Annotated in this window: 26 protein-coding genes; 17 read left to right on the forward strand and 9 right to left on the reverse strand. The window is 66.2% G+C overall.

Annotation, left to right across the window (positions count from 1 at the left end; genetic code table 11):
• Positions 1-17 precede the first annotated feature (17 nt).
• From AAHA49_RS00535 to rraA, 3 genes are all read right to left on the reverse strand, one after another.
• Positions 18-1,418, reverse strand: coding sequence for a sugar porter family MFS transporter (locus tag AAHA49_RS00535; RefSeq protein WP_339392924.1), 1,401 nt, complete (start codon positions 1,416-1,418; stop codon positions 18-20).
• A gap of 124 nt (positions 1,419-1,542) precedes the next feature.
• Entirely contained in the window at positions 1,543-2,865 is a 1,323-nt protein-coding gene (locus AAHA49_RS00540) for an enolase C-terminal domain-like protein (protein ID WP_339392925.1), read from the reverse strand.
• Positions 2,866-3,063: 198 nt separating this feature from the next.
• On the reverse strand, positions 3,064-3,531 hold the full coding sequence (rraA, locus tag AAHA49_RS00545) for a ribonuclease E activity regulator RraA (RefSeq protein ID WP_342036833.1): 468 nt from the start codon (positions 3,529-3,531) through the stop codon (positions 3,064-3,066).
• Between the two features lie 145 nt (positions 3,532-3,676).
• Here rraA and AAHA49_RS00550 point away from each other — a divergent pair, with 145 nt between their 5' ends.
• From AAHA49_RS00550 to AAHA49_RS00560, 3 genes are all read left to right on the forward strand, one after another.
• Positions 3,677-3,838, forward strand: a complete 162-nt coding sequence (locus AAHA49_RS00550; RefSeq protein WP_339392927.1) for a hypothetical protein — start codon at positions 3,677-3,679, stop codon at positions 3,836-3,838.
• 136 nt (positions 3,839-3,974) lie between these two features.
• Positions 3,975-5,228: a Na+/H+ antiporter NhaA gene (nhaA, locus tag AAHA49_RS00555; RefSeq protein WP_342036834.1), complete on the forward strand. Its 1,254-nt coding sequence runs from the start codon at positions 3,975-3,977 to the stop codon at positions 5,226-5,228.
• A gap of 115 nt (positions 5,229-5,343) precedes the next feature.
• Entirely contained in the window at positions 5,344-5,505 is a 162-nt protein-coding gene (locus AAHA49_RS00560; protein ID WP_339392929.1) for a hypothetical protein, read from the forward strand.
• Here the strand turns inward: AAHA49_RS00560 and AAHA49_RS00565 are convergent.
• A complete protein-coding gene (locus AAHA49_RS00565) occupies positions 5,499-6,464 on the reverse strand; it encodes a LysR family transcriptional regulator (RefSeq protein ID WP_342036835.1) in 966 nt (321 codons plus the stop codon). The two genes, AAHA49_RS00560 and AAHA49_RS00565, sit on opposite strands and share 7 nt — an antisense overlap.
• Before the next feature lie 129 nt (positions 6,465-6,593).
• Between AAHA49_RS00565 and AAHA49_RS00570 the strand changes: the two genes are divergently transcribed.
• Together AAHA49_RS00570 and AAHA49_RS00575 are read left to right on the forward strand one after the other, a co-directional pair.
• Positions 6,594-7,613: an MBL fold metallo-hydrolase gene (locus AAHA49_RS00570; protein WP_342036836.1), complete on the forward strand. Its 1,020-nt coding sequence runs from the start codon at positions 6,594-6,596 to the stop codon at positions 7,611-7,613.
• Positions 7,614-7,615: 2 nt separating this feature from the next.
• A complete protein-coding gene (locus AAHA49_RS00575; protein ID WP_342036837.1) occupies positions 7,616-8,998 on the forward strand; it encodes an MFS transporter in 1,383 nt (460 codons plus the stop codon).
• Between the two features lie 64 nt (positions 8,999-9,062).
• On the opposite strand, the gene AAHA49_RS00580 is transcribed toward AAHA49_RS00575, so the two are convergent.
• Entirely contained in the window at positions 9,063-9,758 is a 696-nt protein-coding gene (locus tag AAHA49_RS00580) for a response regulator transcription factor (RefSeq protein ID WP_342036838.1), read from the reverse strand.
• An 82-nt stretch (positions 9,759-9,840) separates the two neighbouring features.
• The gene (locus tag AAHA49_RS00585; protein ID WP_342036839.1) at positions 9,841-11,280 is read right to left on the reverse strand and encodes a sensor histidine kinase; all 1,440 of its coding nucleotides are present in this window, start codon (positions 11,278-11,280) and stop codon (positions 9,841-9,843) included.
• Between the two features lie 352 nt (positions 11,281-11,632).
• On the opposite strand from AAHA49_RS00585, the gene AAHA49_RS00590 reads away from it, so the two are divergent.
• From AAHA49_RS00590 to AAHA49_RS00630, 9 genes are all read left to right on the forward strand, one after another.
• Positions 11,633-12,568, forward strand: a complete 936-nt coding sequence (locus AAHA49_RS00590) for a DUF4352 domain-containing protein (RefSeq protein WP_342036840.1) — start codon at positions 11,633-11,635, stop codon at positions 12,566-12,568.
• A 128-nt stretch (positions 12,569-12,696) separates the two neighbouring features.
• The gene (locus AAHA49_RS00595; protein WP_342036841.1) at positions 12,697-13,449 is read left to right on the forward strand and encodes an aspartate/glutamate racemase family protein; all 753 of its coding nucleotides are present in this window, start codon (positions 12,697-12,699) and stop codon (positions 13,447-13,449) included.
• Positions 13,450-13,462: 13 nt separating this feature from the next.
• Complete coding sequence (locus tag AAHA49_RS00600; protein ID WP_342036842.1) at positions 13,463-14,449, forward strand: LysR family transcriptional regulator; 987 nt, start codon at positions 13,463-13,465, stop codon at positions 14,447-14,449.
• A 114-nt stretch (positions 14,450-14,563) separates the two neighbouring features.
• A complete protein-coding gene (locus AAHA49_RS00605) occupies positions 14,564-14,863 on the forward strand; it encodes a (2Fe-2S)-binding protein (RefSeq protein ID WP_342036843.1) in 300 nt (99 codons plus the stop codon).
• On the forward strand, positions 14,860-15,219 hold the full coding sequence (locus tag AAHA49_RS00610) for a (2Fe-2S)-binding protein (RefSeq protein WP_342036844.1): 360 nt from the start codon (positions 14,860-14,862) through the stop codon (positions 15,217-15,219). Before AAHA49_RS00605 ends, AAHA49_RS00610 begins: the two co-directional genes overlap by 4 nt.
• Positions 15,216-16,478 (forward strand): NAD(P)/FAD-dependent oxidoreductase, encoded by a 1,263-nt coding sequence (locus tag AAHA49_RS00615; RefSeq protein ID WP_342036845.1) that lies wholly within the window; start codon positions 15,216-15,218, stop codon positions 16,476-16,478. Before AAHA49_RS00610 ends, AAHA49_RS00615 begins: the two co-directional genes overlap by 4 nt.
• Positions 16,475-17,719, forward strand: a complete 1,245-nt coding sequence (locus AAHA49_RS00620) for an NAD(P)/FAD-dependent oxidoreductase (RefSeq protein ID WP_342036846.1) — start codon at positions 16,475-16,477, stop codon at positions 17,717-17,719. Before AAHA49_RS00615 ends, AAHA49_RS00620 begins: the two co-directional genes overlap by 4 nt.
• Positions 17,716-18,219 carry a hypothetical protein gene (locus tag AAHA49_RS00625; RefSeq protein ID WP_342036847.1) on the forward strand — a complete coding sequence of 168 codons (504 nt, stop codon included), beginning with the start codon at positions 17,716-17,718 and terminating at the stop codon, positions 18,217-18,219. Before AAHA49_RS00620 ends, AAHA49_RS00625 begins: the two co-directional genes overlap by 4 nt.
• 129 nt (positions 18,220-18,348) lie before the next feature.
• On the forward strand, positions 18,349-19,143 hold the full coding sequence (locus tag AAHA49_RS00630; RefSeq protein ID WP_342037028.1) for a TRAP transporter large permease subunit: 795 nt from the start codon (positions 18,349-18,351) through the stop codon (positions 19,141-19,143).
• A gap of 6 nt (positions 19,144-19,149) precedes the next feature.
• On the opposite strand, the gene AAHA49_RS00635 is transcribed toward AAHA49_RS00630, so the two are convergent.
• Positions 19,150-19,938, reverse strand: coding sequence for a fructosamine kinase family protein (locus AAHA49_RS00635; protein WP_342036848.1), 789 nt, complete (start codon positions 19,936-19,938; stop codon positions 19,150-19,152).
• A gap of 72 nt (positions 19,939-20,010) precedes the next feature.
• Here AAHA49_RS00635 and AAHA49_RS00640 point away from each other — a divergent pair, with 72 nt between their 5' ends.
• Positions 20,011-20,754: a DUF429 domain-containing protein gene (locus AAHA49_RS00640; RefSeq protein ID WP_342036849.1), complete on the forward strand. Its 744-nt coding sequence runs from the start codon at positions 20,011-20,013 to the stop codon at positions 20,752-20,754.
• A gap of 6 nt (positions 20,755-20,760) precedes the next feature.
• Here AAHA49_RS00640 and AAHA49_RS00645 read toward each other — a convergent pair whose 3' ends face one another.
• On the reverse strand, positions 20,761-21,657 hold the full coding sequence (locus tag AAHA49_RS00645) for a macrolide 2'-phosphotransferase (RefSeq protein WP_342036850.1): 897 nt from the start codon (positions 21,655-21,657) through the stop codon (positions 20,761-20,763).
• Between the two features lie 212 nt (positions 21,658-21,869).
• Between AAHA49_RS00645 and AAHA49_RS00650 the strand changes: the two genes are divergently transcribed.
• On the forward strand, positions 21,870-22,745 hold the full coding sequence (locus tag AAHA49_RS00650; RefSeq protein ID WP_342036851.1) for a hypothetical protein: 876 nt from the start codon (positions 21,870-21,872) through the stop codon (positions 22,743-22,745).
• A 33-nt stretch (positions 22,746-22,778) separates the two neighbouring features.
• Complete coding sequence (locus AAHA49_RS00655; protein WP_342036852.1) at positions 22,779-22,925, forward strand: GPGG-motif small membrane protein; 147 nt, start codon at positions 22,779-22,781, stop codon at positions 22,923-22,925.
• A gap of 16 nt (positions 22,926-22,941) precedes the next feature.
• Here the strand turns inward: AAHA49_RS00655 and AAHA49_RS00660 are convergent, their stop codons facing one another.
• On the reverse strand, positions 22,942-23,667 hold the full coding sequence (locus AAHA49_RS00660; RefSeq protein WP_342036853.1) for a DUF998 domain-containing protein: 726 nt from the start codon (positions 23,665-23,667) through the stop codon (positions 22,942-22,944).
• Positions 23,668-23,681: the final 14 nt, after the last annotated feature.

Consider the following 23,681-nt stretch of genomic DNA (forward strand, 5'->3'; position numbering starts at 1 on the left):
TCTGTCCGGGGGCGGGGTCAGTTCTTCTCGGTCGCCGAGGCGGGCGCCGGTGACCGTGATCCCGTCGTCCTCCAGTATGCTTCGATCTCCTCCAAGGACCGTCCGGACGTCTCCGGTATGCGGGTGAGGACGAACCACAGGGCTGCCGCGGAGAGCAGGGCGAAGAGGAGGAAGACGAGGGGGCCGATGGCGTCGAGGGCGACGGGGAAGGCCCACGCGAATGTGGCGTTGAAGAGGTACTGGACGAAGGTGACGACGCCGGTGCCGATCGCGCGTACGGACAGGGGCAGGACTTCGGGGACGAGGAGCCAGAAGACCGGTCCCATGCCGATGCCGAAGGCGAAGGTGTAGGCGAAGACGGCGGCGATGCTGATCCATCCGGCGTCGGGCAGCAGCCAGAGGACGAGCATCGTCACGGTCTGGCCGGCCATCGAGAGCGCGAGCAGGCGGACTCGGCCGAGGCGGTCGATGATGGGCAGGGCGATGGCCGTGGAGATGACGAGCGCGAGGCCCACCCCGTAGTTCGCGTAGCTGCCGGCGCGATCGCCCATGCCCGACTGGGCGAAGATGATCGGCGCGTAGTAGACGACGGCGTTGATGCCGGTGAAGACCTGGAAGAACGTGAGGATGAGGAGGACGATCATCGGGCGGCGGGCCGAGGTCGTCAGTCCGCGCAGACCGTGGTCCTGCTGGGCGAGGCTCGACTTGATGTCGTCGAATTCGAGGCGGGCGATCTCCGTGGTTCCGCGCAGGGAGTCAAGCACTCTCAGGGCGTCGTCGTCGCGGCCGCGGGTGATCAGCCAGCGCGGGCTGGCGGGGGAGAGGAGCATGCCGACGAAGAACACGGCGGCTGGGATCGCGCCGATGCCGAGGATCCACTGCCACAGGCCCGAGGCCTGGAAGGCGTCGCCGACGATGTAGGCGGCGAGGATGCCGAAGTTGACGGCGAGCTGGTAGAGGCCGGTGAGCAGACCGCGGATGCGGGTGGGGGAGAGCTCCGAGAGGTAGATGAGGCCGAACATGTTCGCGATTCCGACGCCGAGGCCGAGGAAGAAGCGGGCGATGCCGAGGACCTCGGGAGTGGGGGCGAAGGCGCACGCGAGCGAGCCGATGAAGAAGATGACGGCGGCGACGATGAGGAGGTGGCGGCGGTCGAATCGGCGGGCGGCGAGTGTGGCCCCGATGATCGAGGGCAGTGCGCCCCACAGGAGGAGGGAGGTGATGAGCCCCTGCTGGGAGGCGTTGAGGCCCATCTGCTCGGTGAGCAGCGGGAGGGCACCGGAGATCGCGCCGGAGTCGTAGCCGTAGAGGAGGCCGGAGAATCCGGCGAGGACGGCGATGAGGATGATCTTGCGCGGGATGGGTTCGGTGTCGTGGTTGCGGCCCTGTGGGGTGTCGGTGGCGGTTCGGTTGGTCACGTCGTCGATCCTGATTCTGACGAGGGTGGTTGGAATGATCATGACTCTTGTGTGGACGCTTCGCAGAAGCGTCCGGCGCACCGGTGCCGGCGCCGCTGGTCGGCGGCACCGGTAGGGGGTGTGGTCAGGCGGTGGCGGCGACGGTCTCCCGCGCTCGCCATTCGGGTCCGTCGGGGAACGCGAAGTCGGTGAGCGTCCCACGGTGGATCTCGGCACCGGCGCCGGGTGCCGTGGGCGGCCAGTAACGGCCGTCGTGGACGTCGACAGGGGTGACGAAGTGCTCGTGGAGGTGGTCGACGAACTCGATGCAGCGTTCGTCCATCGTCGCCGAGACCGCGACGAAGTCGAACATCGACAGGTGCTGGACGAGTTCGCACAATCCCACTCCGCCGGCGTGCGGGCACACGGGCACGCCGGCATGGGCGGCGAGGAGGAGGTTGGCGATGTTCTCGTTGACTCCGGCCACACGCGTGGCGTCGATCTGCATGACGCGTAGGGCGTCGGCTTGGAGCATCTGCTTGAAGACGATGCGGTTCTGGCAGTGTTCGCCGGTGGCGACGGGGATCGGGTCGATACCCCGCTGGATGGCCGCGTGGGCGAGGATGTCGTCGGGTGAGGTGGGTTCCTCGACCCAGCGGAGGTCGAACCGGGCGAGGTCGCCGATCCAGTCGATCGCCTCGGCGGAGTCCCAGTGCTGGTTGGCGTCGATGGCGATGGGGAAGCCGGGTCCGCAGATCTCGCGGGCGATGCTAAGGCGGCGGATGTCGTCGTCGCGGTCGGCTCCGACCTTGAGCTTGATCTGGTCGAAGCCCTCGTCGATGGCCTCTCGGCACAGGCGGGCGAGCTTCTCGTCGGAGTAGCCGAGCCAGCCGGGTGTGGTCGTATACGCCATGTAGCCGGACTCGCGCAGCTGTGCGATGCGTTCGGCCCTGCCCGGTGCGGCGCGTTCGAGGATCGCCAGGGCGTCCTCGCGGGTCATGAAGTCGCTGAGGTAGCGGAAGTCGATGAGGTCGAGGATCTCGGCGCGGCTGAGGGCGGAGAGCAGCTCCCACAGGGGCAGCCCGGCGCGTTTGGCTTTGAGGTCCCACATCGCGTTGACGATCGCGCCGATCGCCATGTGGCTCACTCCCTTCTCGGGGCCGAGCCAGCGCAGCTGTGAGTCGTGGACGAGTTCGCGCCAGAAGCCGCCCATGTCGTCGAGGATCGCTTCGACGTTTCGGCCGATGAGGGTCGTGGCGATGACGCGCACGGCTTCGGTCTCGATGTCGTTGCCGCGGCCGATCGTGAAGACGAACCCGTGGCCTTCGAGGTCGTCGTCGGCGTCGGTGCCGATGATGAGGTAGGCCGCGGAGTAGTCCGGGTCGGGGTTCATCGCGTCGGAGCCGTCGAGGCTCGCCGAGGTGGGGAATCGCAGGTCGACGACGTCGATCTCGGAAATCTCAGACATTGCGCCCTTTCACACAACTGCAGTGTTGTGATCGGATGTCTGAACGGTTCATCCGCGGACAGATCGTCCAGAAACTCGGTCACGTTCGTTGACTCGAGTCTAAACATAGGATGTTTCAGGGGTCAAGGGGTCATTCCGGTGGGGGACCCCTTAAGAAGATGGAGGAGCGGGTGTCGACCTGGCGCCGTCCGTTGGGCCTTATTGTTCGACGACGACTCCGTCGGCGTCGGCGAAGACCATCGCACCGGGTCGGATCGTCGCGCCGCCGAACTCGACGACGACGTCGCGTTCACCCTCGCCGGTCTTGCCGCTCTTGCGCGGGTTGCTCGCCAGTGCCTTGACTCCGAGGTCGAGGGTCGCAAGCACCTCCCGGTCGCGGACGGCGCCGTTGATGACCACGCCGACCCAGCCGTTGCCCAGGGCGAGTTCGGCGATCATGTCGCCCATGAGCGCCGTGGCGATCGAACCGCCGCCGTCGATGACGAGGACGCAGCCGTCGCCCGGTTCCGAGAGCACGGACCTGACCAAGGCGTTGTCCTCGAAGCAGCGAACCGTTCGGGCCGGACCCGAGAACGCGACCTTGTCGCCGAAATCGGTGAAGTTCAGGGCGATCGAGTAGAGCTCGGGGCCGCGTTCGTCCCAGAGGTCGGCGGTCGAGACGGTCATGGCTTCTCCCGGAGTCGGTCGGCAGCAGGGGCGGCAGGCAACGCCGCTGATCTGCACGCTAGCACGAGCGCGAAACTCTCATCAGGCCTCGTCGACGACCTCGGGGAATTGGCTCTGACCAGGTGAGCTTCGATAGAATTGGCGGGTGCCTTCTTCAGTCTCGACGCTCCGGCAGTCCGTGCGCGACGCCGTGTTCCCGAAGTCGAAGCTGGTGACCACTCTGTCGAACGGCACGAACGGGTGGATGAGTTCCTGGGGAACGAACGCCCATGGTGAGATCGCCGGCTGCCCGCCGCCACGCAGCTGACCGCGCAGATCCACGCTTGCGTGGATCGACGCCTCAGCGTCCTCATCTCACCTCTGCGAAAGCGACTTCACCGATGTCTTCGGCCACCCCTGACACTCCTGTCTCTCCTCGTCCCCTCCGCGATCGGATCGCCGCCGTGCTCAAGCACGATGCCGTCGGCGGAATCCTCCTGCTGGCAGCGACCGCCGCTGCTCTCATCCTCGCGAACTCTCCGTGGGCCGACTGGTATGAGAGCCTCCGCTCGTTCCGGTTCGGCCCCGAGGAGCTCAAACTCAACCTGTCCGTGAACAGCTGGGCCTCGGACGGCCTGCTCGCGATCTTCTTCTTCGTCGTCGGACTCGAACTCAAAGAGGAGTTCGTCGCCGGCAAGCTGCGCGACCCGAAGACGGCGGCCGTTCCGGTGGCCGCGGCGATCGGCGGAGTCGCCGTGCCCTCGCTGCTCTACGTGCTGGTCAACCTCGATTCGGGCGGCGGGGCGCTGAACGGCTGGGCGATTCCGGCCGCCACCGACATCGCCTTCGCCGTGGCGATCATCGCCATGGTCGGGAAGTTCCTGCCGGCCTCCCTGCGCACCTTCCTCCTCACCCTCGCCGTCGTCGATGACCTGCTCGCGATCGCGATCATCGCGATCTTCTACACCGACGATCTCGCGTGGCTGCCGCTGGCGCTCGCGCTTCTGCCGCTGCTGGCCTTCGCATTCGCGGTCCAGCGCGGCATCCATACGTGGTGGATCCTCCTGCCCTTGGCGTTCGCGACGTGGACGCTCGTCCACGCCTCCGGCATCCATGCGACGATCGCCGGCGTCCTCCTCGGCTTCACCGTGCCGGTTGCGGCCAAGCACCTCGGTGGAACGAAGACAGCTGACGATCAGCGCGGTTTCCATGGTCACGACGGCATCCACGGCACCGAAGGGCACGGTCCTGCCGCCCAGTTCGCCGACCGTTGGAGCATCCCGTCTGCGGTGATCGCGGTGCCGATCTTCGCGTTCTTCGCCGCCGGAGTCGACGTCGGGGGACTGTCCGGGCTCGCGGAGTCGCTGAGCAGCCCGATCGCGATCGGGATCATGCTCGGCCTCGTAATCGGCAAGCCGCTCGGCATCACGCTGCTGACCTTCCTCATCACCCGGGTCCGGGGCTTCTCCCTCGATCGGACGATGCAGTGGGTCGATCTCATCGGCGTCGCATGTCTGGCCGGAGTAGGCTTCACCGTCTCCCTGCTCATCGGCGAACTCAGCTTCGGTGAGGGCGATGACCGGTCGCAGGTCGTCAAGGTGGGCGTGCTCTGCGGTTCGCTGCTCGCCGCCCTCATCGGCGCCGTATGGCTGGCCGTGCGCAACCGCCACTACCGCGGTCTCGCTCAGCGGCGGGAACGCGGTGATCACCACGGCTGAGGTGCCCGCGTGCCGGTGATTTCCGATCATCCCCCGGACAGCCGGTATCCAGATCCGGTCTGACCGGGCAAAATGGAGTCACCACACTCATCCGTCACCGATGGAGGCAGCAGACATGTCCGAGACGACCCAACCCGCAGACGAACCCACCGAGACCACCGGCCCCTCGGCCGAAGAGCTCGACGCTCAGGCCGCGGAACGCGAGCACCAGGATGAGCTCGTCGAGGAGTGGGGCGACGAATCGTTCCCCGCAAGCGATCCTCCTGAGAACTACTGATCGAACCCTGAGTCGCCGAGGCGGTCGTCGGTCCACCCGTTCCAGCGGGTCGGGTCGGTCGCCTCGGCGGCATCTCTGAGCGCGGTGAGCGCCGCAGCCAGAGTGTTCGACATCCGTGCCTCTTCCGCAGTGACGGCAATCACTGTGCTCGTGAATTCGAGGCCGGTCAGGGGTCGGTAGCGCACGGGCAGTCCGTGGAACGACCTGGTCTGCGGGTGCGGGACGGCGTTGACGAGTGAGACACCGAGCCCGAGAGCGACCATCGAGCGGATCGTTTCGGCATCGGAAATGAGCCAACGGACTTCCGGGTCATGACCGAGGTGCCTCATCTGACCGACGAGGAGTTCTGCAGTGGGCGGCGAATCAGGCAGGATGAACGGGTCGTCCATCAGGTCCCTGAGGTCGATCTCCGGTCGGTCTGCAAGTCGATGGTCGGCGGAGACGAGGGCATGAGGGCGTGCCTCGGCGAGATCATGACGGTGGAGCCCCGCGAACTGCAGCTGCCTGTAGTACAGCACCGCGATGTCGAGCTCTCCATCGAGGACCATGCGCTGACAGCGCACCGGCGGCGCTTCGACGAAGGTGAGCTCGAGAGCAGGGAACCGTCGGTCGATCATGACGGCGAAGCCGGGCAGGATTCGCGGCGCGGCGGTGGGAATGAAGCCGATGCGCAACGGACCTTTGACTGCAGTCGGCGAGGCGATCGATTCGACGGCGACAGTCACTGAGGCGACGATATCGCGAGCGCGGATGCCGAAGTCCCGACCAGCGGCAGTCGGACGCGCACGTCGTGCGGGACCACGCGTGAGCAGCGTGACGTCGAGTTGTTTCTCCAGCTGGCTCAACGAGGCTGAGATCGTCGCTTGGGACACATTGCACGCTTCGGCTGCGGCGCTGACCGAGCCGCGGTCGAGGATGGCGAGGAAGTACTCGATCTGACGCAGGGTGAGATCCTTCATTGATTCTGCCTATGTCTGGTACGAGAATGTTTTGATTTTCTTGTTGATAGTGCGCGGGAATACTGGTCGAGTCAACCCCGAGAACGCAATGAAGCAAGAAGGGTGCACCAGAATATGGGCGATTCAACGATGAAGGCCATCACTTTGGGAACTGCCGGGGGACCGCGGTGGATGAAGGACAATCCGCGGGACCGAACGGGGATCTCCACGGCGATCGTCGTCGGCGATCGGTTCTACCTCGTCGACGCAGGCCACGGTGTCGGCCGCCGGATTCGGCAGGCAGAACTCGAACTCGCCGACCTCGGTGGGGTGTTCATCACCCACCTTCACTCCGATCACACAGTCGATCTTCCGTCGCTTGTGGTGTTCGGCATGCACGAGCTGCGCTATCGCGCTGACAACCCCGTGCCGATCCTCGGACCGGGCCCGCGCGGTGCGCTGCCTCCCGTGTCTCCGCGCGCCACGGTGGCCCCGCGACCGGTGGCCCCAGCAAATCCGACTCCGGGAATCACCGAGATGTTCGACTCGATCGTCGCGACGTTCGCCACTGACATCAACGACCGAGTGCTCGATTCCCTGCGACCGTCTCCGAATGTGCTTTTCGCACCGCGCGACATCGTGATTCCTGATTCGGTCGGCTACCACCCGACCACGGACCCATTCCCGGACATGGAACCATTCGTCGTCTTCGAAGACGATCGTGTGTCTGTCACTGCTGTGCTCGTCGAGCACCCGCCGATCGCCCCGGCCTTCGCATTCCGCTTCGACAGCGAATCGGGTTCGGTGACGGTATCTGGAGACACACGCGAATCCGCCAACCTCGTCCGTCTGGCCACCGGCACGGATGTCCTCCTCCACGAGGCGATCGACTTCACTTGGGTTGACGAGATGTACGAACATCGCTCCGACGAAGAGTCCAGAGCCTCTCGCGATCACCACTACCGGTCGCACACGACATTCGACGGTGCCATCAGGGTCGGCAACCTCGCCAGAGCGAAGACTCTGGTGCTCCATCACGTGATTCCGGGCGCGGCCGACTCGGGAGGCTGGTCTCATGGCCGCGGCCTCTTCGACGGTGAGTTCATCGTCGCCGATGATCTCGACGTGATCTCCTGTGACACCCTCGCCGACTCGACCGGCAGGAGCTGATCATGGCTGTCAGGAACGACCACGATGTCGATGCCGAGGGTCTGCAGACGTCGCTGCGTACCCCGCAGATGAAACGCGTACTGGCGTCGAGCTTCGTCGGCTCGGCAATCGAGTTCTACGACTTCGTGCTCTATGCGACATCGTCGTCGATCGTCTTCGCCCAGCTGTACTTCGCCGATCTGGGTCCCGGACTCTCGCTGCTGGCTTCGTTCAGCACCTTGGCCGCCGGATATCTCGCGAGACCCCTGGGTGGAATCATCTTCGGCCATTTCGGCGATCGGTTCGGACGGAAGAAGGCGCTCATCGTCGCCATGGTCATGATGGGCGGGGTCACTGTGCTCATCGGGGCCATGCCGCCCACCGCGATGATCGGGGCATTCGCGCCGGCCAGTCTCTTCATCCTGCGCATCGTCCAGGGAGTGTCCGTCGGCGGTGAATGGGGCGGCGCGGCGCTGATGGCCCTCGAACATGCTCCGCGGAACCGTCGCAGCTTCGCCGCCACCTTCGCCAATGCCGGCGGGCCCGTTGGCGCGACACTGGCAACCGTCATCCTCTCCCTCACAGCGGCGCTGACCGGTGACGGATTCCTCACCTGGGGTTGGCGTCTTCCCTTCCTGTTCTCCGCGGTCCTCATCGTCGTCGGTCTGTTCATCCGCCTCAGGGTCAGTGAGACACCCGCGTTCCAGCAGCTCGAAGCCGAGAGCGAGCGGCGGAAGGTCCCTCTGGTCACTGTCCTCACCCGGTACAAGAAGCAGGTGGCGGTCGGCCTGTTCGCCACCCTGACGATCTACGTCACCCAGGGCCTGACATCGGTCTGGGGAGTGTCACTCGCTGTCGCCGGAGCGTCCGACAGCTCGGAGGTTCTCAACTGGAAGGCGCTGGGCCCGCTTACGGCATTCGTCGTCACCCTCGTTGTCGCCAGACTCAGCGACAGGATCGGGCGGAGGCGAACGCTCATCGGGGCCCACATCATCGCAGCGGTATTGGCGCTGCCGCTGACACTCCTGCTCGTCACCGCGGAGATCGGTCCGTTCGCGGTAGCGATCATCGTCGGCAACGGGGTGGTTCAGGGAATGCTCTTCGGCCCGATCGCCGCATTCGTCTCCGAGCTCTTCCCACCCGAAGTCAGGTACTCAGGGGCATCGGTGGCCTATCAGCTCGCTGCGGCGCTCGGCGCTGGACTGTCGCCGGTGATGGCATCCGCACTGATGCTCTCCTCCGGGTCCGGGCAGTACCTCATCGCCGCGGTCTGGACCCTGATCGCGGTCGGGGGCATCATCGCGGTGGCTGTGGGCCATCCTGCTGCTGAAGCGGAACCGCGCAGTCGGAGGGTGCATTCGGAGAACGCAGAATCACGGCAGATCAGCGACCGTGCGACGAACTGAGCGATGTCGTGACCGTGTGGCCTCCGAATCGGGAGTCGCCGAGAACGCCCGAGTAACGGCGCTGTTACTCGGCGGCCCGCATGCCGTCCGTCTGCGAGATCCGGGCGCGTTCGACGAGGACGGCGATGTGCACGCGGTTGTTCGTGTCGAGCTTGACGTTGATGCGGTTGAGGTGGGTCTTCACGGTCGCCTGACTCATGAACATCGCATCGGCGATCTCCTGGTTCGACAGACCCTGCGCGACGCGGATCGCGATCTGCAGCTCACGTTCGGTGAGCTCGGCGAGGAGTTCCTCGGCTTCGCGCTGCTGACGCTGATCCTGACTCGACGTGGTCTTGCTGATCAGACGCTTGAGCGAACGAGGGGAGAGGATCGGCTCGCCGGAGTGGACTCTGCCGATCGCCTCGGCGAGGTCGACCGGACCGATGTCTTTGAGGAGGAATCCAGCGGCTCCTGCCTGCAGTGCACGCAACAGGTAGTCATCGGTGTCGAAGCTGGTGAGGGCGACGACCTTCGGCGGCCGCACACTGTTGACGAGGCGTGCGATCGCTTCGATCCCGCCGATTCCCGGCATCCGGATGTCCATGAGCACGAGGTCGGGGAAGTGCAGGGCCACCTGGTCGAGGGCCTCCTCGCCGCTCGATGCCGAAGCCACCGTCTCGATGTTCGGGTGCGGAGCAAGGATTCCCTTGATGCCGGTGACGACCATCGGATCGTCGTCGACGACGATGACACGGATGGGAGCGGCGGTCTCGGTCATGGTCGATACCCTACCGGAGGGCACAGACTCGACCGGCTCCGACTCCGCGAGGGCGGAGACTGAACCCACGTCCTGCTCGGGGTCAGCCCTTGCGCGTGAACGGGGGCAGCGTCACCTCGACGACGAAGTCCCCGTCGCGCACCCCGATGGTCGCCTCGCCCTCGAGCATGGCAGCGCGTTCGCGGATGCCTTCGAGGCCGGAGCCTGACCCCGTGGCGGCGAGGTTCGCCGAGTCGAGCCTGCCGCGCACGGACGGCCTGTGCTGGGGGCGCGGCGGCAGGCCGTCGCCGGCGACCACCTCGGCGCCCGAACGGCCAGACGGTGCGGGATTGGCGACGATGATGTGGGCACCGCGGTCGGCGGCGACGGTGACACTGAGCGTGACCGGGGCTCCGGGGGCGTGCTTGATGACGTTGGTCAGGGACTCCTGGACGATGCGGTACACCGCGCGGTCGAAGCTCGTCGACGCGCTGTCGACGTCCTGGATGATGATCGACGGGCGCACGATGGTGCCGGTCGCCTGCACCGAGGCGATGAGCTGGGGGATCGAGGCCATCGAAGCAAGGCTTGGGGGAGTGGACTGCTCCTTCTGCGGTCCGCCCGCCAAGGTTCCCTCCCGGACTCCGCCGACGAGTTGGCGCAGATCCTCGAGCGAGGCGTGCGCTTCGTGTCGCAGCGCCGAGGCGGCGGAAGCGACCTCGGCATCGCCCTTGCTGCCGACCTCGAGCGCCCCGCTGTGCAGGGAGATCACCGAGAGCCGATGGGAGAGCGTGTCGTGGAGCTCGCGGGCGAGGAGTTCGCGCTCGGACTGGCGGGCGAGTTCGGCAGCGAGCGACTCACTGCGCTGTGCTTCGAGATCAGCGCGGGCTTCGACGGTCTTCATCCGCCGGGTGCGGCGCAGCAGGGCCCCGAAGCCGAGGCTGATGCCGAGAGAGAGGACTCCGACGATGATCGTGATGACGTTGACGGCAAGTGCCGTGTCCTCCGGGGGAGCCGGCAGCGTGCCGTTGCCGGGCTGCACGCCCGGGGAGATAAAGAACATGCTGAACGGGTTGAGTGCCGTCGGCGCCAGGCACAGACGCACGATCGACCCGAGGGTGACCACCGAACCGGCGACCGCGGCGATGATCGCGTGGCGGCGGGATCCGCGGATGATGAGGTGGAACATGCCGATGAGCGTGAGCAGGCAGTCGCCCCATCCGAGGGCGAGGACGGCGCCGGCGAGGAAGGGGACCCACGGCCAGCGCTGACGGACGAAGACAGTGGCCCAGATCGGCACGAGCAGGAAGATCATGAGCACGCCGAGGACGCTGACCACGCCGTCGGTGAACGCCCACCGATTGGAGACGAGACCCATGATCGAGGTGAGGAATCCGATGACCAGGAGCACGATGCCGACGAGGATGCTCGCCGTCACCGTCAGCCACCGGGGAGCCGAACGCCGCGGAGTGCGCGCGGGAGTCGCCGAGGCAGAGGTCGCCTCGGCAGGATGGGTCGACCGCTGCGGAAGGGGACCGGTCACGGCCGGAGGCACCTGTCCGCGATTCTGCGGGACGGCGCCGTTCTGGGGTCGGGGGCCGTGAGAGGGTGCGGCTGCCCAGTTGACCGGCACAGCGGTGGTGCGCGGCGGCTGCGCACTGGGCCCAGTGGGCTGCGGACCGCGCGGTTGCGGGTTCGGCCCGGGCGGCGGAAAAGGGTGACCTGACACAGATGAATCGTAACCAGCGGCACAGACACGCGTAGTCCACCCATCGGGTGGATCGAGTTCAACCGATCGGCTCGGGCATTCGATCCGATGGGCGGACGCGCAATCCTGAGAATTCGCCGAGGCTGAGGGAGTCAGAAAATCCTCGCCCCGCCGATCAAGGAGCACCATGTCGAATCCGCAGAACCCTCAGCAGCCCGGACATCCCCAGAATCAGCCCGGACATCCCCAGAATCCCGGGCCCCAGCAGGCCCCAGGGCAGCCTCCCAGCCAGGAAGGTCAGCCGTTCCAGCCGCAGTACGCCTCCCCGTATTCGAACGCGCAGGCCGGCTCTGCACCGGGACCGACCGGTTCGGGTGCCCCGCAGTTCCAGCCGGCCGGCTACCAGGCTGCCGGATCGGCTCCCGGCTATCCGGGTGGAGGGCAGATGCCGCCCGGCGGCCAGGGCATGCCGTACGGACAGAAGCCGCCGAAGCAGAAGAAGCCGCTCTACAAGCGCTGGTGGTTCTGGCTCATCATCGTCATCGTCGTCATCGGGCTGATCAACGCCATCGGCGGCGGTGGCAACGACACCGAGGACACCGGGGCGACGAACTCCCAGGGCGGCGAAGCGGGAACCGCCGAGGAGAAGAAGCCCGAGGACAAGGCCGCGGAAGACAAGGACTCCGCGCAGAAGCCCGCGGAGGAGAAGAAGGAGGCTCCCGCCGAGTACGGCATGGGCGATGCCGTCAACGCCGACGGGTGGGAGATCACCGTGAACAAAGTCGAGGACGGAGTCTCGACGGTGGGCAACGAGTACCTCAACACGAAGGCCCAAGGCCAGTTCGTCAAGGTCTCGCTGTCGGTGAAGAACACGAAGAACTCGCCGGAGCTCTTCTTCGAGGACAACATCAAGCTCGGCGACGACAAGGGCAACACCTACTCCTCGGATTCGGAAGCGGGTCTCTACGCCGATGAGGACTCGATCCTCTTCCTCGAGGAGATCAACCCCGGCAACACCGCTGAAGGCGTGCTCGTCTTCGACGTCCCGAAGGACGTCAGCCCCGACCGGCTCACCTTCGAAGGCGGAATCTTCTCCGATCCCGTGGAGATCTCGCTGAAGTAAGGAGGACCTCGCCGAGGCGGTCCAGGCCCGGTCCGATCATCGGACCGGGCCGTCGTCTCGACTATCGTTGGCCTCAGAGAGGGCGACGCAGCCCGACCAGCCCGAGCAGGAAGGACTGCTGAACGGCGATGACGACGATGATCGGCGGTGCCACGGTCTACGGTTCACCGCACGGTACGGGGCCACCGGTTGGCTTCCTCATGCTCGAAACGCAATTCCCGCGCCTGCGCGGCGATGTCGGCAATCACGCGACCTGGGACTTTCCGGCGCTCTACTCTGTGGTCGCCGGTGCTGGGCCGAAGGACGTCATCGGTGTCGAGCCCGAGACTGAGCTCGTCGAAGCATTTCTGGCATCCGGACGCGCCCTCGTCGACGAAGGCGCAGTGCTCGTCGGGACCCGTTGCGGCTACCTTTCAGCAATCCAATCACTGCTCGCGCATGAGCTCGCTGTCCCCGTCGTCTCATCGGCGCTCATCCAAGTTCCGCTCGTTGCAAGCATGGTCGGACGCCGGTCGGCAATCGGGATCCTCACACAGCGCCCGCACCTCAATGCCGCTCATTTCACGGCTGCTGGGTGGGATCCGAACGACTTCGACGTGCGCATCGGCGGCTTCCGTGAGAACTCCGACTTCCCGAAGGTCTTCATCGACGGTGACTCGCATGCCGACCCCGACCGACTCGAGGAAGAGATCTGCTTAGCGGTCGACGACCTCATCACAGATCATCCGGACATTCGCGCCTTCGTCTTCGAATGCACGAACTTCGCGCCGTTCAGCGCCGCAGTTCGACAGCACTGCGGGCTGCCCGTCTTCGACTACGTCACTGCAGTGACGGCCGCGTACAACGCCATTGTCGGCCCGACCTTTCCTCGCAGACTGTGAAGGACTCTGGCCGATGACCGGACGACCGTCAGACCTCAACCTCCTCCATGTCCGTGTACTGCGCGCAGTCGTCGACCACGGTTCCCTCAGCGGTGCGGCGAAGGAGCTCGGGTACACCACCTCGGCGATCTCGCAGCAGATCTCCGCCCTCGAGAAGGCTCTGGGCGTCTCCCTCTTCGAACGCGGCCCCCGCAGCGTCACCGTCACCGCAGCAGGGACGAGGATGTGCGAACTCGGCGCCGACCTGCTCGGTGACCTCGCGTCCATCGCCGACACGATGAGGGCGTTCTCCGTCGCCGATCTCGGAGCACTTCGCTGCACAGCCGTCGGCAGTGCCGCCGCCCAACTTCTCCCGCGTGCAGTCGCGAATATGGTCGCCTCCCATCCCGATGCCGCGGTCTCACTCGTCGTACCCGGGATCGACGACGACATCGCGCAGTCGGTGCGAACCGGCGAAGCTGATCTCGGCGTCGTCTACGACTACACCGGACTGTCGCAGCAGCCGCTCGACGGACTCGTGGTGACGCCGCTTCTCTCGGAGGAGATGGTCGTCCTCGGCCAGGCTCAGGGAGCCTCGGGCATGAGAGAGTCGATCCGAGAATTCGCTGACGAGTCATGGGTGTGCGGCAGCCAGGGAAGCGTGCAGGACGAACTGCTCACCCGCCTCGGCGAGCACGCAGGATTTGTCCCGCGCATCGTCCACCGCAGCGACGATCTCGATGTCATCCGCGGATTCGTCGGCCAGGGCCTGGGAATCGCGCTCGTTCCGATCCTCGCACTCGGCATCGATCGCACGATTCGCCTCTATCGTCTCCACGACGTCCCTGCACTTCGTCGGGTCCACCTCATTCACCGAGTCACAGACGACAACCCGCTCCTCGCCGCGGCTCTCGCTGCCTTCCACCGTGCTGCGCACGACTTCCTCACGTGGACGCTCACCGCCTTCGAAGTCACCTTCGACGATCCCATGCTCACCGTCGTCGAGATTGAGCACAGCTGAAGCTGGACTCGAGGAACTCTCTCACTGTGCACACTCCCGAGACGGTCGCTCGTGCGTTTGAATGGCAAGTGCAGGCGCGACACCGTCGTCGTGGCCTGTCGGGGAGGACCGAGCATGACCGCCGAATTCATCGTCTGCCGCTGTGAGGACGTCACGCTCGAAGCGGTGGAGGATTGCGTCGACGAGACGGGAACCCTCGACCTCGCGGAGGCGAAACGGCGTCTGCGCATCGGCATGGGCGTATGTCAGGGGCGCATCTGCGGACCGCTGCTCGATCGCTGCTTCGAATCGCACGCTTACGGATACCTGGACCGCAGCCCGGTGCTGCGTCCGGTGAGCTTGAGCGACATAGCTGCGCACGCCTCTGATGGTGCGTCGCGGGTCGCAGGCGAACGCAACGGAGACGCCCAATGACCCGCTTCGACCAGCACCCCGCGCTCGGGCCCGAGACTGCCGGAAGGGTGGAATTCGTCGTCGACGGCCACACGATCACTGCCCGCGAGGGAGACACCGTGGCCGTCGCCCTGTGGGATGCCGGGCAGAAGGTGCTGCGCCGCAGTCGGACGGGTTCGCCGCGCGGCATGTACTGCGGGATCGGCCACTGCTTCGAATGCCGCATGGCAGTCGTGGAACCGAACGGTGCCGTCACCGATGTGCGGTCGTGCCTTACCCCTGTGATCCCAGGAATGACGGTGGAGACGCTTGCCGACCCGCACAGGCGCTCGCTGAGCGACTCCTCCGACCAGCGTCCAGGTGAGGACGAGCGATGAGCCACGTCGATGTCGCCGTGGTCGGGGCAGGCCCCGCCGGTCTTGCCGCTGCCGCCCGCATTGCCGAAACCGTACGGGCCAGTGTCACCGTCCTCGACGAGGGACCGGTGGCCGGAGGCCGACTTCGCGCACAGCTCTATCGCCGTGGCAGTTCCTGGTTCGTCGGCGCCGAGCACGCCCGTGCGTTGTCGGAACGGGCCGATCGTCTCGGAGTGAACCTGAGGATGGGCACACAGGTATGGTCGATCGAATCGCTTGAGAACCCGGAAGGGACTCCCCGCTTCTCGCTCGCACTGACTGGCGGTGACACACTCACCGCCGATCACCTCGTCATCGCCACGGGCGCAGCCGAGCGCACCCTCGGTCTGCCGGGCTGGACTCTGCCGGGAGTGCTCGCCGTCGGGGCCGTGCAGAGCATGCTCAACATCCACCGAGTGGTGCCCGGCGATCGCATCGCGGTCATCGGAGTCGATCCTCTGTCGCTGTCGATCGTCGACGAACTCGCCGCCGCCGGCCACGGCGTGACTGGCATCTACCTGCCTCCTCCACCACCAGACACTGCCGAGCGCGGCAGTTCCGCGAGTGGCGAGATATCTGGGAACGCCCCTTCGGCGGTCCTGCGTCGGCTCTCTCACCTGCGCGGGCTGGCTCCGTCGGGCCTCCTCGGAGCAGCGATGGGCGCGTTGGCGATTCCAGGAGTGTCCGCGCTTGTGGCTCGACTCTGGCCTCGTCGTGGAATGACGGTATCCGGCATGCCGCTGCACCTGCGCGAATGCGTCACCGGCATCGACGGCGAGTCCGAGGTGACGGGAATCCGAGTCGCACAGGTCGACGCAGATGGTCGACCGGTCGGTCGTGAACGCGCCGTCGCCGTTGACACTGTCTGCCTCAGCGGCGGACTCTATCCTCTGCAGGACCTCACATCCGGATGCGCCCTCGTCGACGTTGCAGAGCTCGGCGGACGGGTGCCCTTGCACGGACCGAATATGCAGACGAGCGTCGACGGCCTCTACGTTGCAGGCAACGTCACCGGAGTCGAATCCGCCGAGGTGGCTCGCGCGCAGGGTGCCCTTGCCGGAGCGGCGATTTCCGCAGCGATCGATGGGCGCGACGACTCCGCAGCGCTGTCCTCCGCTCGAGCCGAGGTCGAGACGGCACGCGCAGCTGCACCTCTGACCTTCAAACCGACGATCGCCCGGGGACGGCGCCGCATGGCGGAGCTCTGGCGAGACTCTCGACATTTCGGGGTGCGGTCGTGAACGCGACCACCTCAGAAGCTGTCGTCGTCGGCGGGGGAGTGATCGGGGCCTCGATCGCCTGGCGGCTCGCGCAGGCTGGATCGGCTGTGACTGTGCTCGACTCTGCGGCTCCCGGTGCAGGGGCCTCAGGATCATGTGACAAGGCGATCTTCCTCCAGTCGAAGCGGCCGGGACTGCCGATGCGCATGGCGAAGGAGTCTCGAAGTCTGTACTCAACCCTGAGCGAAGAACTCGATGCCGACATCGAGTTCAGCCCGGGCGGAGGCATGGTCGCAATCGAATCCGACGCCCACATGGACTTCATGCAGGGCTTCATCGCTGAACAGCGCAGAGCCGGGATAGCCGTCGACCTCCTCGACGGCGACGAAGCGCGTTCCCTCCAGCCCGCGCTCGCCGACCACGTGCTCGGAGCCAGCTACAGTCCTGAGGACGCAGAGGTCAATCCACTGGCACTCAACGCTGCCCTCATCGACGCGGCGGTGCGGTGCGGGGCGCGTGTCCGACGGCACTGCGAGTTCCGCACGGTCATCCGCCGAGGTGATCGTGTCGTCGGCGTTGAGACGTCGCTCGGTCGCATCGACACCGGACTCGTCATCAACGCGGCAGGACCGTACGCGGGAATCGTGGGTCACCGTGCCGGGGTGGCGACTCCTGTCCGACCGAGACGAGGAACCATTCTCATATCCGAGGCACAGCCGCCGATGGTCACCGGCAACCTGCTGTGTGCGCAGTATGTGGCCGCCAAACATCTTGCTTCGATGCCGGGGGCCGAACAACCGCCGTACGGAATCGGCCTGTCTTTGGGTCAGACCGCCTCGGGGACGCTGCTCATCGGCGGCAGTCGCGAATTCGCCGGTTTCGACAAGCATCCGCCTCGGGACGTGCTCGCCGGAATCGCCGCCCATGCGGCACGAGTCGTGCCGTCGCTGCGGAACGTGCGCATCATCCGGGCCATGACAGGGCTGCGGCCGTACACCGGAGACGGGCTGCCGATCATCGCACGAGACTCCCGCCTCGACGGGTGGATCACTGCGGCGGGTCACGAAGGTGATGGCATCGCTCTTGCCCCGATCACCGGGCTGATCGTCCGGGATCTCGTCACAGGCGAGCAGAGCACACAGGAGTATCTGCCGCACCTCCGATCCGACCGAAACACCTTGCTTGCGGCACCGGATCCGGATGAGCTCTCGCAAGCGCAAGCACCGACATCTCCACCCACGTCGAGGAAGCAGGCATCATGATCGTCGTCATCGGATCCCTGGCGGTGCTCTTCGCCATCGCCCTCATCAAGAAGATCCCCTACATCGGCGGGAACATCCCTGCAGCACTGCTCGGCGGTGGTCTGGCCGCGGCACTTCTGTCGGGCATGGCCCCATTGGAGTACCTCACCGCCACCGTCGAAGGCGTCGACAAGCTCGCATGGGTCATCGCACTGAGCGTCTTCGGCAGCATCTACGCCGAGACTCAGGTGCGCATCGGTGCGATGGACACGACGATGCGGTTCCTCCAGCTGGTCTTCGGCAAGTCCCCGAGGGGACTCATCGCGGCCACGTTCGTCACTCTCACGCTCGCCGGTTCCCTGCTCGGTGATGCGATCGCTGCGGCTACGGTCATCGGTTTCCTCGTCATCCACTCGTTGGCTCAGATGAAACTGTCTCCCGTCCAGATCGGCATGATCATCCTCCTCGGGGCGTCACTCGGTTCGCTCATGCCGCCGATCAGCCAAGCCGTCTATCTCTAGGCGTCGCTCGTCGACACCGACCCGGACCCGGTCACACTGATCTCATACATCACGGTGACGATCGGACTGGTCCTTGCGATCCTCGAGTCGTTTCGATTCGTGAGCAGGCGCAGACTGGAACGATTGGAGATGGAGTCGGCCGGCGATACAAACGATGGAGCGGCCGAATCCGGGACCGTGCTCACCGAGGCGGTGAACGGCACGCGACTGCAACAGCTCGGAACGCTCATCCGTGAGCGCTGGGCGAGCATGGTTCCCTTGGGAGTCCTCATCGTCATCGTGCTGCTGCGCACAGCGATCGGATTCGACATCTTCGCCGAGATCCCCGGTGTGCGCGAAGCGACCGCATGGATGGCCACCGTGCCGATCCTCAACGGGCTGGCCTTCCCTGTGGTCCTGGCGATCATCGTCGCCACAGTTGTCGCCTTCTTCTACCCCGAGGTTCGGCGTGCCCCTGCCAGGACGATCGGCACAGGACTGAAGAACGTCCGTCAGACGGTGATCATCCAGCTGTGCGCGGCGTTCCTCGTCGGCTGCTTCTACGCGAGCGGGGCCGTCGACACCGTCGCAGGTCTCGCTGAAAACGTTGCGAGTTCAGGCGTGGCCGTCATCAGCACGGTCGCATTGATGATACTCGGCATGCTCATCGGTTCACAGACTGCGGCACAGACCATCGTCGTCCCATTCGCATCGCCGATCCTGGAGAACGCAGGGATCGATCCGACGAACATCGCCGTGGGAATGAGTCACATCGCAGCTGCTTCGCAGAACCTTCCTCCGGTCGGCCTCACCGCTTTCGTCGTCTGCGGGCTTGTCGGAGCGACGCTCAAGACCAAAGTGGACCCGATCAAGGTCATGGTGCTCGCACTGCCGAACTCGCTCTACTTCATCATCCTCGGTCTGCTCTTCCTGCTCCTCGGATGACAAGCGTCACGCACCCAGTTCCGCAGTCCGGGCCGTGATCTCGCGAGCCGCCGCAACGGTCTGGCCGAGGAAGCCTCGTCCGAAGAGCTTCACGTGAGCGAGTAGGGCGAAGAAGCTGTGCGCGGGGAGGTCACGACGCCACCCCGAGGGCAGCGGATGCGCGGCCTCGTAACCGGCGCAGATGTCTGCGAGGAACGGGGTTCCGAACAGGGCGAGCAGAGCCAGATCCTCGAGCCGGTGACCACCGTGAGCCGCCGGGTCGATGAGCGTGCCGCCGTCCGGCGTCCACATGAGATTGCCCGACCACAGATCCCCATGGACCCGGGATGGGGGCTCGGGGTCGCCACCGGCGATTCCGTCGAAGACACCCGTCGACACCGCTGTGATCGCCGAGGCGATCGCGGCGTTCTCGTCGTCCGTGAGCTCGTCCGCGATGTCGGCTGCCACCGGCCGCAGGCGCTGATTCACCCAGAAATCGGAGAAGGAGGCCACCGGCTGCGCCGTTACCTCGAAAGGGGATTCGAGGGGGCCGAACCACGACTGTTCGGCCGGAGCCCAGCCGAACGCCGGGGCGCCGGCATCATGGAGGCGCGCGAGCCGACGACCGAAGACGAAGGCCGCCTGCGCATCCGGCGCAACCGATTCGAGCCGCTCGAGGAGAACGAAGTCCGCACCGCGGTCGAGCACCGCGACGACGGGCACTACGCCCGGTGCGGCGAGCCACTGAAGACCGGCCGCCTCGGCGGAGAAGAACCCTTCCGGAGCCGTCGAACGCTGCTTAAGGAACTCGCTCATCCCACCAGGCTAACGGCGAGTTCCGGGAAGCAGCATCGCTCCACGGTACGACCGGATTGCTAGTCTGATGCCATGGTCTTCGGCGGTATCGATCTGGCGGCGGATCCTCGCCGCACCGGAATTGCACAGATCAGCAACGGCACGCCGATCGTCGTCGAGATGCTCGTCGTCGGCGCCGAGGACGCCGACATCGCGGCGACGATCGCCTCCTCGAACAAGAGCGGAATCGACGTTCCGTTGGGGTGGCCTGACCCGTTCGTCGCACTGCTGGCTGATCACGCTGCGCACGCACTCGCACCTCCGCGCTCGACCGGCCCCGATTGGCGCCGGAGCATGGCGATGCGGACGACCGACGTCATGGTCCATCAGCGCACCGGACGTGTACCGCTGAGCGTGTCGACGGATCGGATCGCTTATCCGGCCCTCCGCTGGGCCGGTATCGAGGCACGCCTGCGTGCAGAGGGGATCGATGTCCCGCGAGACGGCTCGGGCAGGATCTGCGAAGTGTATCCGGCGGCGGCGCTGAGCTGTTGGGGGCTGCCGAGCCGCGGATACAAACGCAGAGAGCAGAGTGGCCAGCGCACTGAGATCATCGACCGGCTCTCATACCTGTTCCCGGATCTCGATTGGAACGGGCACCGGAACCTGTGCATCGACGACGACAATGCCCTCGACGCGGTAGTTTCGGCGCTCATGGCTCGACTGGTGGCAGACCGTCAGGCAGAACCACCCCCGGAGGCGATGCGCGACGTCGTCTCCCGTGAGGGGTGGATCTGGCTTCCGCAGCAGAACAACGGCTGCTCGGACGAGCGCTGAGCGCCCTCACCCCCTGTGCGGCTCGAGCTGCTCCTTCGCCGCGGCGACATGACCCTCATCGCCCGTCTCCAGGGCGTAGAGTCCCAGCTCGACTGCGGCCGTCGAGAACAGGTGGGCGCAGTGCTCGGCGAGCATCGACCAGACCCTCCCGCCGCGGTCGACGTATTGCCTCACGGTCGCGTCGAAGGTCTCCGGCGACACGCTGGCCTGGTGGAAGGCGAAGTCGCGGGCCGGATCACCCACCGAGGCGGTGGTCCAGTCGAGGAGTCCGAGGATCACCGGTCCGTCCATGAGCTGATGAGCCGGGTAGATCTCCCCATGGGTCACCGTCGTCCATGATGGCCAGTAACGGTCGTCGCCGAGCCACACGCTCCACCGGTCGAGCAGGTCGGGCGCCACGTCGAACTCTGCGGCGACGAGGTCGATCTCCTCCCGCTTGCGGGCCCTGACCTCGTCAGGAGACTCCATGGGGATGCCCGTATCGGCGACGATGGTCGGGTCGAGCCCATGGAGTTCGGCGAGCACATCGCCGAGCGACCGCGCATACACGGCTGACTCGACGTCGAAGTGCCACTCCGGCCGCCCGTCGTCATCGATCGTCAGACCAGGCGAACCCGGCAGGAGAGGATAGGCGACGAGCGCGTCGGTCTGGATCTGCCAGTCGGGCACGGAGACGCTGAGATGCGGGGCGATGCGCGAGAGCAGACGCCCTTCGACGACGGCGCGTTCGGTGACATCGGGGCGACGCGGAATGCGCATCACCCAGGACCGACCGTCTTCGGCGTCGGCGATCGCGACGCGGAAGTCGAGGCCGAGCTCGGTGACGACGATCGTCGTCGGATCGATATCGAGGCCGTGGGTGGCGGCCAGTTCGCTGATGGGGATGGTGTCGGTGGGGTGCATCCCACCACTGTCCCCGACCTGCACCGTGAAGTACAGCAGACAGGCGGGATGCCGCACCCCTGTGACGAACCTGTGACGAAATCGTGTCATCCGGCAAGATGCGTTCTCAAATGCCCTTGCCGGTATACGTCTGTCGTGCAACGATGAGACAACGCTGTTGAAGTGGTCGAATCGATCAAAGCGGATCGACCAGGCTGAAAGGAAGCGGACCCATGAATGGATCCACGATCCTCTGGATCGTCGTCGCAGTCGTCATTGTCGTCATCGCGATCATCGTCATCGCCGTCGTGGCCAAGAAGGCCGCCGCGAAGAAGCGCGAAGCCCAGCGGCAGCAGGCCGCCGAGATCCGCGAGGAGGTCGCCGCATCCGGGCCGCGGACCGAAGCCTACGAAGCTGAGGCCGGCACCGCCCGTTCGCGCGCCGACCAGGCCTATGCGGAGGCCGAGGCCAAGGCCGCCGAGGCGCGCCAGCGAGAGGCCGAAGCCCAGGAGGCCGCCGCGCGCGCTGAGCAGTTCGATGCCTCGGCCAGTCATCTCGAGCAGTCGGCGCAGAAAGCCCGCACGGAGCAGGAGAACAACCTCCGCCGAGCCGATGAACTCGATCCCGATGTCGATGAGAACGGGAACCGGCGCGAGAGAGGCGACGACAGTCGCGAGAACCGAGACGGCAGCTGGGATCGCGACAACCGAGGTGTCGGTGCCGGCGCTGCATCCGCTGTCGACCGCGACAGTGCCGACAGGTACGACCGCGACGACGCCAGTACGTACGACCGCACGGCAGACGGCGCCGGCACCGACGGTCGCGACCGGTTCGACCGTGACGCCGGTGGTGCGGCGCAGTACGACCGTGACGCAGATGTCCGTGACGACAGCCTCGGCGGGCGCAACCCCTACGACCCCACCGGGGACCGCTCCGATCGCTTCGTCAACGACGTCGACGGGCGTGACCCGCGGGTCCGCGAGAGCGACGACGGCTTCGTCAACGACGTCGACGGCTACGACCCCCGCGAGACACGCACCGACCCCAACCGTCTCGACCCGAACCAGCCCGACCCCGACGGACGTAACCCGAACGCGCCGCGCCACTAGACCCCTCGAACACATCAACGAAAGGACACCGTCATGCTCGCCACAATCCTTTGGATCATCGCCGCGATCCTCGTCATCTCAGGAATCTTCGCCCTCGTCCGCAAGCAGATCCTCTGGGGCGTCATCCTCATCGTCGTCGGCCTCCTCGTCGGCCCCGGCGGCGTGAGCATCTTCGCCTAGCCCGCCGGACCACCCCTCACGGCGCCCCGATGCCCCTCGGATCGGGGCGTCGTGCTGTCGGCGCCGAGCTCCTCGACCGCGACGCGCCCCTCAGGAGCGCGGTGCCCATGACGAGATCCCACGCGATGATCGCGTAGAAGCCGATTCGTTCCCAGATGCCGTCGGGCAGGATCGTCCCGGACACCGCGCGCACGTCGATCTCAAGCATGACGATGCCGAGGAACCCGATCACCCCGAGGAGGATGCTCACCACGCCGAGGCGGTTCGACCCCTGCCCGGGCAGCGGAGTGCCACCGCGTGCCGGGGTCCGCTCGTCCCCGCGCAGCAGGGCGATGCCGGCGACGACGGCTGCTCCCTGTCCGCCGAACAGCGCCAGTCCCGCGCCGAGGAGGTGGACCCACCCCAGTCCCGCCGCGATGCTCGCCTGCCCGCCGGGGACGACCGCGATGAGTCCCATCCCGCACGCATGGACGACGGCAAGGGCGACGAACGTCCGGCGCAGGGGCCATCGCGCACCGCGGCCGAGGATGATCGCCCCGAGTGCGAAGAGCGCACCGTGGGCGACGAACCCTGCCGTCATCACCCCGTGGAGCGGGGAGTCGATGGGTCGCCCGGCGAGGACCTCGACATCGGGAATCCCGAGGTCGCTGATGTAGTTGAGTGCGTACGAATACCCGGGGAACGCCGAGGCAGTCACCGCCTCGGCGAGGAGATACACCGCACCCGCGACAAGCCAGCACATCCCGGCCGTCACCG

Source organism: Brevibacterium ammoniilyticum (assembly GCF_038429965.1).
Lineage (GTDB): Bacteria > Actinomycetota > Actinomycetes > Actinomycetales > Brevibacteriaceae > Brevibacterium > Brevibacterium ammoniilyticum.